This is a genomic window from Agrococcus sp. SL85 (genome assembly GCF_026625845.1).
GTDB lineage: Bacteria > Actinomycetota > Actinomycetes > Actinomycetales > Microbacteriaceae > Agrococcus.
This window is the reverse complement of the sequence record NZ_CP113066.1, coordinates 2,604,328-2,616,898: the sequence shown is the minus strand read 5'-3', so window position 1 is coordinate 2,616,898 and position 12,571 is coordinate 2,604,328. Positions and strand designations below refer to the sequence as shown.

General features: G+C 74.3%; 10 protein-coding genes and 1 pseudogene. 9 read left to right on the top strand and 2 right to left on the bottom strand.

The window, feature by feature from the left end; all coding sequences use genetic code 11:
• Positions 1–53: 53 nt before the first annotated feature.
• Positions 54–1,988, bottom strand: a complete 1,935-nt coding sequence (pknB, locus tag OVA14_RS12970; RefSeq protein ID WP_267504240.1) for a Stk1 family PASTA domain-containing Ser/Thr kinase — start codon at positions 1,986–1,988, stop codon at positions 54–56.
• 97 nt (positions 1,989–2,085) lie between these two features.
• Between pknB and OVA14_RS12965 the strand changes: the two genes are divergently transcribed.
• Positions 2,086–2,418, top strand: a complete 333-nt coding sequence (locus OVA14_RS12965) for an Rv2175c family DNA-binding protein (RefSeq protein ID WP_267504239.1) — start codon at positions 2,086–2,088, stop codon at positions 2,416–2,418.
• Positions 2,419–2,444: 26 nt separating this feature from the next.
• Here OVA14_RS12965 and OVA14_RS12960 read toward each other — a convergent pair whose 3' ends face one another.
• Positions 2,445–3,557, bottom strand: a complete 1,113-nt coding sequence (locus tag OVA14_RS12960; protein ID WP_267504238.1) for a polyprenyl synthetase family protein — start codon at positions 3,555–3,557, stop codon at positions 2,445–2,447.
• Positions 3,558–3,630: 73 nt separating this feature from the next.
• Between OVA14_RS12960 and OVA14_RS12955 the strand changes: the two genes are divergently transcribed.
• The 8 genes and pseudogenes from OVA14_RS12955 to mraY all read left to right on the top strand — a co-directional run bounded on the left by OVA14_RS12955 (position 3,631) and on the right by mraY (position 12,565).
• Positions 3,631–4,014, top strand: coding sequence for a DUF3040 domain-containing protein (locus OVA14_RS12955; RefSeq protein WP_267504237.1), 384 nt, complete (start codon positions 3,631–3,633; stop codon positions 4,012–4,014).
• A gap of 443 nt (positions 4,015–4,457) precedes the next feature.
• Entirely contained in the window at positions 4,458–4,889 is a 432-nt protein-coding gene (mraZ, locus tag OVA14_RS12950) for a division/cell wall cluster transcriptional repressor MraZ (protein WP_267504236.1), read from the top strand.
• Positions 4,890–4,985: 96 nt separating this feature from the next.
• Positions 4,986–5,981 carry a 16S rRNA (cytosine(1402)-N(4))-methyltransferase RsmH gene (gene rsmH, locus OVA14_RS12945; protein ID WP_267504235.1) on the top strand — a complete coding sequence of 332 codons (996 nt, stop codon included), beginning with the start codon at positions 4,986–4,988 and terminating at the stop codon, positions 5,979–5,981.
• Positions 5,978–6,619, top strand: coding sequence for a hypothetical protein (locus tag OVA14_RS12940; protein ID WP_267504234.1), 642 nt, complete (start codon positions 5,978–5,980; stop codon positions 6,617–6,619). Before rsmH ends, OVA14_RS12940 begins: the two co-directional genes overlap by 4 nt.
• Positions 6,620–6,715: 96 nt before the next feature.
• On the top strand, positions 6,716–8,518 hold the full coding sequence (locus OVA14_RS12935) for a peptidoglycan D,D-transpeptidase FtsI family protein (RefSeq protein WP_267504233.1): 1,803 nt from the start codon (positions 6,716–6,718) through the stop codon (positions 8,516–8,518).
• Positions 8,519–8,537: 19 nt separating this feature from the next.
• Positions 8,538–10,073, top strand: a complete 1,536-nt coding sequence (locus tag OVA14_RS12930) for a Mur ligase family protein (protein ID WP_267504232.1) — start codon at positions 8,538–8,540, stop codon at positions 10,071–10,073.
• Positions 10,073–11,272 (top strand): annotated as a pseudogene (locus tag OVA14_RS12925) (UDP-N-acetylmuramoyl-tripeptide--D-alanyl-D-alanine ligase); the annotation flags it as partial. The gene OVA14_RS12930 and the pseudogene OVA14_RS12925, both read left to right, overlap by 1 nt.
• Positions 11,273–11,476: 204 nt before the next feature.
• Positions 11,477–12,565: a phospho-N-acetylmuramoyl-pentapeptide-transferase gene (gene mraY / locus OVA14_RS12920; RefSeq protein ID WP_267504231.1), complete on the top strand. Its 1,089-nt coding sequence runs from the start codon at positions 11,477–11,479 to the stop codon at positions 12,563–12,565.
• Positions 12,566–12,571 lie beyond the last annotated feature (6 nt).

Below are 12,571 nucleotides of genomic sequence, written 5' to 3'. Positions count from 1 at the left end.
CCGCGCCGAGCCACGACGGCCGTCGTCCCCGAGGGGGCGGCGGCCGTCGTCGTTCAGTAGGTCGCGTCGAGCGCGACGGGGGAGCCCTCGGCGAGCTGGCCGCCCTGGGGGTCCTGCGACACGATCTGGAGCGTCGGCTGCAGGAAGTCGGGCACGTTCGTCGTCAGCTGCGGGTCGAAGCCCGCGGCGCGGATGGTCTCGACGGCCTCGGTGATGGGGCGGCCGACGACGTCGGGCACGTCGAGCATGCGGGGTCCGAGCGAGACCACGCCGCCGATGACGGCGCCGGGGCGCACCTGCCCCTCGGGGACGGCGACCGAGATGAGGGTGCCCGCAGGCACCTCGAGCGAGTGCTCCTCGGCCGAGAAGTCGGCCTCGAGGCCGACCTCGGCGAGCGCGGCGCGCGCGGCCTCCGCCGTCTGGCCCGCGGCGGCCGGGACGGGGCCGAGCGAGAGGAGGAGCGCGACGGGGGAGCGCTCCTCGAGCGTCTGCAGCTCGGCGAGCGAGGTGCCGTCGGGCGCGGTGGCCGCGATCACCGTGCCGGCCTCGACGTCGCCCGAGAAGATCGCGTCCGGGTCGCCGTGGGCGACGGCGAAGCCCGCCTCGACGATCGCCGCCTCGGCCTGGTCGCGCGGCAGCCCCGCGAGCGGCGGCACCGGCAGGGAGCGGCGCCCGGCCGAGAGCACGAGCTGCACGGCGTCGCCGTTGCCGATCTCGGCACCGGCCCCCGGCACCGTCCGCAGGGCGCTGCCCGCGGCGATGTCGTAGTCCGGCTCGCTCACGGCCTCCGAGACCTCGATCCCGCGCTCCTGGAGGATCGCGATCGCGCTCGCCTCCGTCTCGCCCCGCACGTCGGGCACGGTCGAGCGGCCCCCTGGGCCGAGGTTGAACCACCAGCCGATGCCCGCCGCCAGGAGCGCGCCGACGAGCACGAGCGCGAGCCACAGCACGCCGCGGCGCCGGCGCACGGTCGCGCGCCGGGCGAGGGCGGTCGTGGCGGCGCCGTCGCCCGCGTCCTCGACGGTCGCGGGGGCCGCGACGGCCGCGGCGAGCGGCCGGCGACGCCCGGTCGAGGGGCGCTGGATGACGGTGGTGGAGCGGTCGTCCTCCGAGACGGGCTGGAGCACGCGCGTCGCGGTCCGGCCGAGCCCGCGCTCGCGGAGCGCGTGCACCTCGGCGAGCAGCTCGCCCGCGTCGGCGGGCCGCAGGTTCGGATCGCGCTGCGTCGCCCAGTGCACGAGCGAGTCGAGCGACTCGGGCACGCCGTCGGCGACGCTCGAGGGCAGCGGCACCTGCTCGTTCGCATGCTGGAACGCGATCTGCATCGGCTCGTCGCCCGTGAAGGGCTGCCTGCCGGTGAGCATCTCGAAGAGCATGATGCCCACGGCGTAGAGGTCGCTGCGCGTGTCGGCGGTGCCGCGCGTGACGAGCTCGGGGGAGAGGTAGGCGATCGTGCCGAGCAGCGCCTTGCCCGTCGCGGTGTTGGCCGTCGCGGCGCGCGCGAGGCCGAAGTCGCCGATCTTGATGCGGCCGTCGTGCGCGAGCAGGATGTTCTCGGGCTTCAGGTCGCGGTGCACGATGCCCGCGCGGTGCGCGGCAGCGAGGCCCGCGAGGATCGCCTCGAGCACGTCGAGCGCCTGGCCGGGGGTGACCCTGCCGCGCTCCGCGAGCAGGTCGCGGAGCGTGATGGAGGGCACGAGCTCCATGACGAGCCACGCGAAGCCGTCCTCCTCGCCCTGGTCGTAGGTGTTGACGACGTTCGGGTGCGCGAGGCGGGCCGCGGCGCGCGCCTCCTGGATGAAGCGCTCGCGGAACTGCTCGTCGTCGCCGAGGTGCGGGTGCATGACCTTCACGGCGATCTTCCGCTCGAGGCGCAGGTCGAAGCCCTCGTAGACGCTCGCCATGCCGCCGCGCGCGATGCGCTGGCCCACCTCGTACCGTCGATCGAGCAGCCGTCCGATGACGGGGTCGCGGGGGTCGACGGGCACGGCCCCACGATAGGAGAGGCGCGGCGCGATCCCGCGCCTCCACGCCGACCGCGCGCGAGCGAGGGGCCCGAGGGCCCGCCTCTGGCACGATGGAGGCGTGACGAACGACAGCACCTGGCTCGCCGTGCCCGACCTCGTGGAGCTGCTCGACCTGCCCGTCGGCCGCATCCACCGCCTCATCGAGGAGCACCGGCTGCCGGCGACCCGCCGCGACGGCGCGCTGCGCGTGCCCGCGCTCGCGGTGCGCGACGGCGAGCCGCTGCCCGACCTGCGCGGCACGCTGCTGGTGCTGCTCGACCTCGGCCTCACCGAGGACGAGGCGGTCGACTGGCTGATCGCCGAGGACGACGCGCTCGGGATGACGCCGCTCGACGCGATGCGCGCGGGCCAGAAGGCGGCCGTGCGCCGCGCGGCGCAGCTGCTCGGCTGACGTCCCCGACGCTGGCGCTGGCGGCGCTAGCGGTCGCGGCGCGCGAGCGTGTCGGCGAGCCGCTCGAGCTCGAGCACCGCGGCGCGCGAGAGCTCGCCCTCGTGGAGGCGCTCGAGCGCCTGGCCCACGGCGCGGTCGATGAGCGCCTCGAGCCGCGCGGGGGCCTCCGAGCCCTGGATCGCGTCCTGCAGGATCACGATCTGGCGCTCGTCGAGCTCGGGGTCGCCGAGCAGCTCGTCGAGCATCGTGCGCACGCCGGGCGAGAGCCGCTGCCGCGCGATCTCGACGAGCACGGTGCGCTTGCCCTCGCGCAGGTCGTCGCCCGCGGGCTTGCCCGTGACCTCCGGATCGCCGAAGACCCCCAGCAGGTCGTCGCGCATCTGGAAGGCGAGCCCGACGGGCAGGCCGTAGCCCGAGAGCGCGTCGAGCTGCGCCGCGTCGGCGCCTGCGAGGAGCGCGCCGAGCGCGAGCGGCCGCTCCACCGAGTAGCGGGCCGACTTGTGGATCGCGACGGTGTGCGCGCGGTCGAGCAGCGTCGACGGGTCCTGGCGGATCCACGCGACCTCCTCGAGCACGTCGAGGTACTGGCCGAAGGTCACCTCCTCGCGCATGCGGCGGTACTCGTCGTGCACGGCGTCGCCGTGGGCGCTCGCGCGGCAGGTCTCGATCATGCGGTCGTCGGCCCAGTTGAGCAGCAGGTCGCCGACGAGCACGGCCGCGCTGCGGCCCCACGCGGCGGCGTCGCCCGCCCACTCCGCGTCGCGATGCACGCCCTCGAGCGCGCGGTGCATCGAGGGGCGCCCGCGCCGGGTGTCGGAGCCGTCGATGATGTCGTCGTGCACGAGCGCGGCCGCGTGGAAGAGCTCCATCGCCACCGCGACGCCCACCGCGAGCTCCCACTCGGCGTCCTCCTCGGTGCCCGCGGTCCTGGTGGCCTCCGGGCGGGCGGCCGTCACCGCGTGCCAGCCCCACAGCACGAAGGCGCTCCGCACGCGCTTGCCGCCGGAGACGAGGGAGCGCACCTGCGCCACGAGCGCGGCCGCGTCCGGGGAGATCGCCGAGAGCACCTCCTCGCGCTCGTCGAGGAACTGCTGGAGCGAGCCGTCGACGGCCCGGGCGAAGCGCTGCTGTGCCGACACAACTCCACATGCTATTGACAGCGATCCTGCGTAGACTGATCCCCTGCAACGGCGAGACCGAAGGGGGCGCGGCATGGGGCTGTCCGAGCACGAGCAGCGGCTGCTCGACGAGATGGAGCGCAACCTCTACAAGCACGAGGCCGACATCGTCAACACGACGGGCGGACCGCGCACCGTCGACTACACGAAGGTCGCCGTCGGCGTGCTCGGCATCGCGGTGGGCCTCGTGCTCGTCGTGGTCGGCGTCACCATGAAGCTGGCCCTGATCGGGGTCGCGGGCTTCGGCATCGCCGTCGCCGGCGCCCTGTGGGCGCTCGCGGCCTCGCGCCCCGCCACCGCCGAGGACGCCCAGCGCCCCGGCCGTCGCGGCTCGGGCCCCGTCGGCGCCTCGCGCTCCGGCGGTTCGCTCATGGATCGCCTCTCCCAGGAGTGGGACGACCGCAACCGGCGCGACTGACGCGCCACCGGGGCTGATCGCCCCCACCTGACCCACGGGGCCGGCTCGCGAGAGCCGGCCCCGTCGTCGTGCTCGGCCGCGTCCGGGGCGCGCCGGTCTGCGCCTCCTCCACCGCGCTCCACGGGCCTCCTCCACCCCGCTCCACGGCACCCTCCACCCCGCTCCACGGCACCCTCCGTCGCCCCGTCGGGAGGCGACGCCGCGGCGCTCGCGCGAGAGCCTGCCGCGGGCGCGCCGCGCTCCGCGGGCGCCACGCGCGCCCGGCCGCGCGATGCCCGCCGCACACGATCTCCGAAACCCTCCACTGCGATCTCCCGCTCCAGCACTGAGAACACGCCGCAGATTCTCGCCGCTTCCCGAGATTTGTGGGGGGAAGTGGAGTACAGTGGAGCAACCGACCAGGTCGGTGCAATCGCTCGCAGGCCGGACGAGAGGGGGCGACCGTGTTCCTCGGCACGCACACGCCCAAGCTCGACGACAAGGGCCGCGTGATCCTCCCCGCCAAGTTCCGCCCGGAGCTCGAGGGCGGCGTGGTCCTCACGCGCGGCCAGGAGCGCTGCATCTACGTCTTCTCGGTGCGCGAGTTCGAGCGCGTGCACGAGCAGATCCGGCAGGCGCCGCTCACCTCGGCCGGTGCGCGCGACTTCCTGCGCCTGTTCCTCTCGGGGGCGTCGAGCGAGCAGCCGGACAGCCAGCACCGCATCACCGTGCCCACCAACCTCCGCCAGTACGCCGGCCTCGGCCGCGAGCTCACCGTGATCGGTGCGGGCACGCGCGCAGAGATCTGGGACACGGCGGCCTGGGAGGAGTACTACGCGGCCAAGGAGGCCGACTTCGCGAGCACCACCGAGGAGGTGATCCCCGGCATCTTCTGACCCGGCCCGTGACCCCCAGCTGTCCGCCGCGCCGCACTTCCCCGGCGGCGCGTCGTACGGATGGGGATCAGGGATCGGGACAGGGCCAGGAACCCCATGGACGCATCCCAGCTGCACACGCCCGTGATGCTCGAGCGCACCCTCGAGCTGCTCGCCCCCGCCATCGAGGCCGCGGCCGCCGCCGGCCGCGCGCCCGTCGTCGTCGACGGCACGCTCGGCATGGGCGGCCACACCGAGGCGATGCTCGCGGCGCACCCGACGCTCGTCGTCGCCGGCATCGACCGCGACCCCGACGCCATCCGGCTCGCGGGGGAGCGGCTCGCCCGCTTCGGCGACCGCTTCCGGCCGGTGCCCGCGACCTACGACCGCATCGACCTCGCGCTCGAGGCCGCAGGCGTCGGCGCCGCCGACGGCATCCTTCTCGACCTCGGCGTCTCGAGCCTGCAGCTCGACGCCGCCGAGCGCGGCTTCGCCTACGCGAAGGATGCGCCGCTCGACATGCGCATGGGCCAGGCGGGCGACGTGACCGCAGCGACCGTGCTCGCCGAGCGCAGCGAGCGCGAGCTCGCGCGGCTCTTCCAGGTGTACGGCGACGAGAAGCTCGCGGGCCGCTACGCCCGCGCCATCGTGGCCGCCCGCCAGGAGGCGCCCGTCGAGACCTCGGGCAGGCTCGTCGACATCCTGCAGGCCGCGACGCCCCGGGCGCTCGCCAACCAGGGCCACCCCGCCAAGCGCGTCTTCCAGGCGCTGCGCATCGAGGTGAACCAGGAGCTCGCGATCCTCGAGGCCACGATGCCCGCCGCGATCGACGCGCTCGCCGTGGGAGGCCGCCTCGTCGTGCTGGCCTACCAGTCGCTCGAGGACCGCATCGTCAAGCGCGCGCTCGCCGCCGCGGCCGCCTCCACGGCGCCCGCCGGCCTGCCCGTCGAGCTGCCCGAGCACCAGCCGCACCTGCGGCTGCTCGTGCGCGGCGCCGAGCTCGCCGACGACGACGAACGAGCCGCCAACCCGCGCTCCGCGCCCGTCCGCCTCCGGGCGGCGGAGCGGATCCGCCCGACGTCGACCGCACGCACCACGGGGGAGCACGCATGACCAACGCAGCGATCGTCGACCTCCTCGCGCTGCCGGCGCAGCGCCCCGCCGAGGAGCGCGAGCGCCACCTGCGCGCGCTGCCGAGCCCGGCGGCGCGCCGCGCGCCGAGGCTCGTGCACGGCGTCGTCGCGCTCGCGGGGCTCGCGGGCATCGTCGTCGCCCAGCTCGGCCTCTCCGTCGCGATCAGCGAGGGCGCGTACCGGCTGAGCGCGCTGCAGGTGGAGTCGTCGACCCTCGCCCGCAGCGAGCAGACGCTCGCCGAGGACGTCGCCGTGCTGTCGTCGCCGCAGAACGTCGCCGTCTCGGCAGACGGGCTCGGGATGCTCGCCGGCCAGCCCTCGCAGTTCCTCACGCTCTCGGGCGAGGCGACCGCGGGCGGCCCCGACGCGCTGCACATGCAGGTGCCCGCCGTCGACCGCTTCGGCATGTACGTGCCCAACGCGCTGCTCGCGGAGCAGCCGGAGGCCGCCGTCGTCGTGCAGGAGGCGCAGGTCGAGGCCGCGCGCACCGCGCCGGGCTCGCTGCTGCCCGCGGGCGAGGCCTCGGTCGAGGGCTCGGCGCCCGCGGCCCCCGCGAGCCCCGCCGGCGCCGAGCAGCCGCAGCCCGGCACCCTGCTCCCCGCGACTGCGGGGGAGTGAGGGCGTGGCGACCGCAGCCGCGGCGAGCCGGCCGCTAGCGTGCTCGCGACCCGATGACCGCCGCGCGAGCGGCGGCCCCCTGGACCGGAGGTGACCGTGGGCCGAGCCAGCAGCCGAGCGACGACCGAGCGCCGCCGCCCCAGCCGCATCCGCACCACGATCGTCGCGCTGCTGACGTTCGCGCTCCTCGCGGTCTTCATCGTGCGGCTCGCCGACATCCAGGTCGTGCGCGCGCAGGCCCTCAACGCCGAGGCGGACGGCCGCAGGGGCGTCTCGCAGACGCTCGCCGGCACGCGCGGCGAGATCGTCGACGCGGGCGGCACCGTGCTCGCCGAGAGCGTCGACCGCTGGGACCTCACGGTCTCGCCGCGCTACTTCCGCGACCTCGGCCCCGCCGACGGCTTCGACGAGCCCATGACGGGCGGGCAGGCCCTGCAGCGCATCGCCGCGATCACGGCCGACGACCCCGAGTCGCTGCAGGCGAAGATCTACGCAGAGCTCGAGCGCAACGCCGACTCCGACTACCTCGTGCTGACCACGGGGCTCACCGCGCGCCAGTTCGAGGCGGTGCGCGACCTGCGCCTGCCCTACGTCTACCTGCGGCTCAACCCGCAGCGCGTCTACCCGGCCGGCTCGGTCGGGGGGAACCTCGTCGGTTTCACGGGCGTCACCGAGCCGCTCGCGGGCGTCGAGCGCAGCGAGGACGCCTGCCTCGCGGCCGGTGAGGGGAGCCGCACCTTCGACCGCGGCGCCGACGGCACCCCGATCCCGGGCTCCGTCGTCACCGACGAGCCCGAGGACGGCGGCACGGTGCGGCTCACGATCGACGCCGACGTGCAGTACCAGATGCAGCAGCTCACGGCGCAGTACACCTCGCAGCTCCGTGCGCGCACCGGCACGACGATCGTCATGCGCACCGACGGCTCGATCGTCGCCGTCGCCGAGACGCCGACCGTCGACCCCAACGACCCCACCGCCTCCTCGCAGCAGGACCGCGGCTCGCGCGCCTTCACCGCCGCCTACGAGCCGGGCTCGATCTTCAAGACCTTCGCCTACGCCGCGATGCTCGACCTCGGCCTCACGACGAACGACGAGGAGCTGAGCGTGCCGTGGACGTACACGGCGCCGGGCGTGCGCGTGCGCGACGCGCACTCGCACCCCGTCGAGCAGTGGACGAGCGCGGGCATCCTCGTGAACTCGTCGAACTCCGGCATGGTGCGGCTCGCGCACGACATGGACCGCGCCGACTACTTCGACTACCTCGACCGCTTCGGCTTCGGCGAGCGCACGGGCGTGGGCTTCGCGGGCGAGCAGGCGGCGCCGCTGCGCGACGCCTCGGCCCTCGACCCGCAGACGAACCTCAACGTGCTCTTCGGCCAGGGCATCGCCGCGACGCCCATCCAGCTCGCCTCCGCCTACCAGGCGCTCGCGAACGGCGGCGTGCACATGCCGGCGCGGATGATCGAGGACTGCACCTCGCCCGAGGGCGAGGTGACGGCCGCGCAGCCGGGCGAGGGCGAGCGTGTCGTGGGCGAGGAGACGGCGCAGCGCACGCTCGAGGCGCTCGAGAACGTCGTCACCGACTACGGCTACGAGACCTTCCCGATCGAGGGCTACCGGATCGCCGCGAAGACCGGCACGGCCCAGATGGCCTACGAGGACGGCTCGGGCTACGACCCGGACCGCATGATGATCTCCGTCGCCGGGGTGTTCCCCGTCGACGACCCCCAGTTCGTCGTCGTGACGCTCTACGACAGCCCGCAGACGCTGCGCACCAGCGCCGGGGCCATCCCCGCGTTCCACGATATGGTGAACCTCCTGATCCGCCACTACGACGTCCCTCCGAGCACCGTCCCGGCCCCTGAGGTCCCGCTCGAGTGGACCGCGGATCAGCCCTGATGCTGAGGAGAGGAAGTCCGTGGCGGGTGTGACCCCGAGGATCCTGCGACCGGAGCACCCCGCACCCAGGCCCCTCGCCGGCCTCGCCGAGGCCTTCGCGCTGGACGTCGACGCCGATCTCGACGGCGTGGAGGTGACCGGCATCACGAACGACTCGTCGGACGTGCAGCCGGGCGACATCTTCGCGGCGCTGCCGGGCGCGCGCCGGCACGGCGCGGCCTTCGCGGCCGCGGCCGTGGAGCGGGGCGCCGTCGCGGTCGTCACCGACCCCGCGGGCGCCGCGGAGGCGGGCGTCGACGTGCCCGTCATCGTCGTCGACGAGCCGCGCGCCGCGCTCGGCGAGATCGCCGCGTGGGTCTACCGCACCGCCGAGGCGCCGCCGAAGCTCTTCGGCATCACCGGCACGAACGGCAAGACCTCGACCTCGTTCATGCTCGAGGGCCTGCTCGCCGACCTCGGCTTCGTGACGGGCCTGTCGACCACGGCCGAGCGCCACGTCGGCGACCTCGTCGTCACCTCGAAGCTCACGACGCCCGAGGCGAGCGAGCTGCACGCGCTGCTCGCCCGCATGCGCGAGGCCGGCGTCCGCGCCGCCGTGCTCGAGGTGAGCGCGCAGGCGATCGAGCGGCACCGCATCGACGGCGTCGTCTTCGACGTCGTCGCCTTCACGAACCTCAGCCACGACCACCTCGACGACTACGGCTCCATGGAGGCGTACTTCGACGTCAAGGCCGAGCTCTTCACCCCCGACCGCGCGCACCGAGGCGTCGTGTGCGTCGACGGCGAGTGGGGGCAGCGGATCGCCGAGCGCAGCCGCATCCCCGTCACGACGCTCACGAGCGAGCCCGGCCGCGCCGCCGACTGGCACGTCGACATCTGGGAGGAGACGCCCGCGTCGACCTCCTTCACCCTCACGGGCATCGACGGGCGGGCGATCGAGGTGTCGATCCCGTTCATCGGCCGCCACATGGCGGTCGACGCCGCCATCGCGATCCTCATGCTCGTCGAGGACGGCTTCGAGATCGACGCGATCACCGAGTCGATCGACCGCGGCATGCGCCCGACCCTCCCCGGCCGGATCGAGCGGGTGTCCGGCGACGAGGGGCCCGCGATCTTCGTCGACTACGGCCACAGCCCGGACGCCTTCGCGCAGACGCTCGAGGCGCTGCGCCGCGTCACGGAGGGCCGCCTCATCATGGTCTTCGGCGCCGACGGCGACCGCGACGCCACGAAGCGCGCCGACATGGGCCGCATCGCCGCCGAGCTCGCCGACGCCGTGGTGGTCACCGACTTCAACCCGCGCAGCGAGGACGCCGCCGCCATCCGCGCGCAGGTGCTCGAGGGGGCGCGCGCCGCGGCAGGCGAGAAGCCCGTGCTCGAGGCGAGCCCCGAGGAGGCGGCCATCCGCGAGGCGATCGCCCTCGCGGGGGCCGGCGACACCGTGCTGTGGGCGGGCCCCGGCGACGCCGACTACCGCGACGTCGCCGGCGTCCGCGAGCCCTTCGTGGCCCGCGACGAGGCCCGCCTCGCGCTGCACGAGGCGGGGTGGCTCTGATGCTGCGACTCACCGCCTCGGAGATCGCGGAGGCGATCGGCGGCACGCTGCACGGCGACGACGTGACCGTCACCGGCTCGGTCGAGACCGACTCCCGGCTCGTCGAGCCCGGCGGGCTCTTCGTCGCGATGCCAGGCGAGATGACCGACGGCCACCGCTTCATCGGCGCGGCGCTCGAGCGCGGCGCCGCGCTCGTGATCGCCGAGCGCGCCATCGACCAGCAGGCGCCGCACATCCTGGTGCCCTCGGGCGTCGCGGCGCTGCAGGCGCTCGCCGCCGAGGTCATCCGCCGCGTCCGCGCCGCGGGCGAGCTCACCGTCATCGGCATCACGGGCTCGAACGGCAAGACGACCACCAAGAACATGCTGCAGGCGGCCCTCGAGCGCCACGGCGCCACCGTGAGCCCCGTGAAGTCGTTCAACAACGAGGTCGGCGCGCCCATGACGATGCTCCGCATCGACGACGGCACGCGCTACCTCGTGCTCGAGATGGGGGCGAGCTACGAGGGCGACATCGCGCGCCTCACGGCCCTCTCGCACCCCGACATCGGCGTGGTGCTCAAGGTCGGCCTCGCCCACGCGGGCGAGTTCGGCGGCATCGAGACGACGCAGCGCGCGAAGACCGAGATGGTGCGCGACCTCGCGCCCGAGCACGTCGCGATCCTCAACCGCGACGACGAGCGCGTGCGCGCGATGGCCGGCGCGACCGAGGCCGCGGTCGCCTGGTTCGGCACCGAGCCCGGCCCCGCCGACGCGCCCACGCGCCTCTGGGCCGACGGCATCGACTCGACGCTCGAGGGCACGGTCGCGACCATCCGCCGCGGCGAGGAGTCGTGGCCGCTGCGCATGCGCATCCTCGGCGAGCACCACGTCATGAACGCGCTCGCGGCGCTCACCGTCGTCGACGCGCTCGGCCTCGACGTCGCGCTGGCGATCGAGGACGTCGCCGGCATGCCCCGCGCCGAGCGCGGACGCATGGAGGTGCTCGAGCCCGGCGGCGGCATCACCGTCATCAACGACGCCTACAACGCGAGCCCCGACTCGACCGCTGCCGCGCTCCGCGCGCTCGCCCACATGACCCGCCAGGCGGGGAGGCGCTCGGTCGCCGTGCTCGGCGAGATGGCCGAGCTCGGCCCGCACGCCGTCGAGGAGCACGACCGCCTCGGCCGCCTCGTCACGCGCCTGCGCATCGAGCGGCTCGTGGTCGTCGGCGCCGGCGCCAAGCCCATCCACGACGCCGCCGAGCTCGAGTCGAGCCTTCGGCCAGGAGACGACCTTCGTCGAGACCGCCGAGGAGGCCGAGGCGCTGCTGCGCGCCGAGCTCGTCGCGGGCGACGTCGTGCTGCTGAAGTCGTCGAACGTCTCGGGGCTCATGGCCCTCGCCGAGCGGATCGGAGCCGCCTGATGCTCGTGCTGCTCGCCTCAGCGGCCATCGCGCTGCTCGTCTCGCTGCTCGCGACGCCGCTCTTCATCCGCGGCTTCTCGCGGATCGGCTGGGGCCAGTTCATCCGCGACGACGGCCCGCAGTCGCACCACGTGAAGCGCGGCACGCCCACGATGGGCGGCCTCGTCTTCATCGTCGCGACCCTCGCCGGCTACTTCGGCGGCAAACTGCTCGGCCAGGACCCGCCGACGCTCCCCGCGCTGCTCGTGCTGCTGCTCATGGTCGGGATGGGCGCGGTCGGCTTCGTCGACGACTTCCTCAAGATCTCGAACCAGCGCTCGCTCGGCCTCGGAGGCTGGGCGAAGGTCGCGGGCCAGGTCGTCGTCTCGGTGCTCTTCGGCGTGCTCGCGATCCTCGTGCCGGGCCCGGGCGGCCAGCCGGTCGTCGACGCCGTGATCTCGGGCGTCCGCGACATCCCGTGGCTCGACCTCACGCAGTGGGGTGCCCTCGGCGGCATCGCCTTCGTGCTCTGGATCCTCGTCATGAACGTCTCGGCGTCGAACGCCGTCAACGTGACCGACGGCCTCGACGGCCTCGCGACGGGCGCCGCGATCCTCGCGACGGGCGGCTACGCGTTCATCGCCTTCTGGCAGTTCAACCAGTCGTGCTTCAGCGACAGCGCGACCGCCGGCTGCTACGACGTCGCGCAGCCGCTCGACGTCGCGACGCTCGCCGCGACGGTCGTCGGCGCGCTCATCGGCTTCCTGTGGTGGAACACGAGCCCCGCGCAGATCTTCATGGGCGACGTCGGGTCGCTCTCGCTCGGCGGCGCGCTCGCCGGCTTCGCGATCATGACCGACACGCACCTGCTGCTGCTGCTCATCGCCGGCCTGCCGATCATCGTCACGGGCTCCGTCATCGTCCAGCGCGCCTACTTCAAGGCGACCGGCGGCAAGCGCGTCTTCCTCATGACGCCGCTGCACCACCACTTCGAGCTGAAGGGCTGGGCCGAGGTCACGATCGTCGTGCGCTTCTGGATCGTCGGCGGCCTCTTCGTCGCCGCCGGCATCGGCCTCTTCTACTTCGAGTGGGCCCTGCAGGGGCTCTGACGGGAG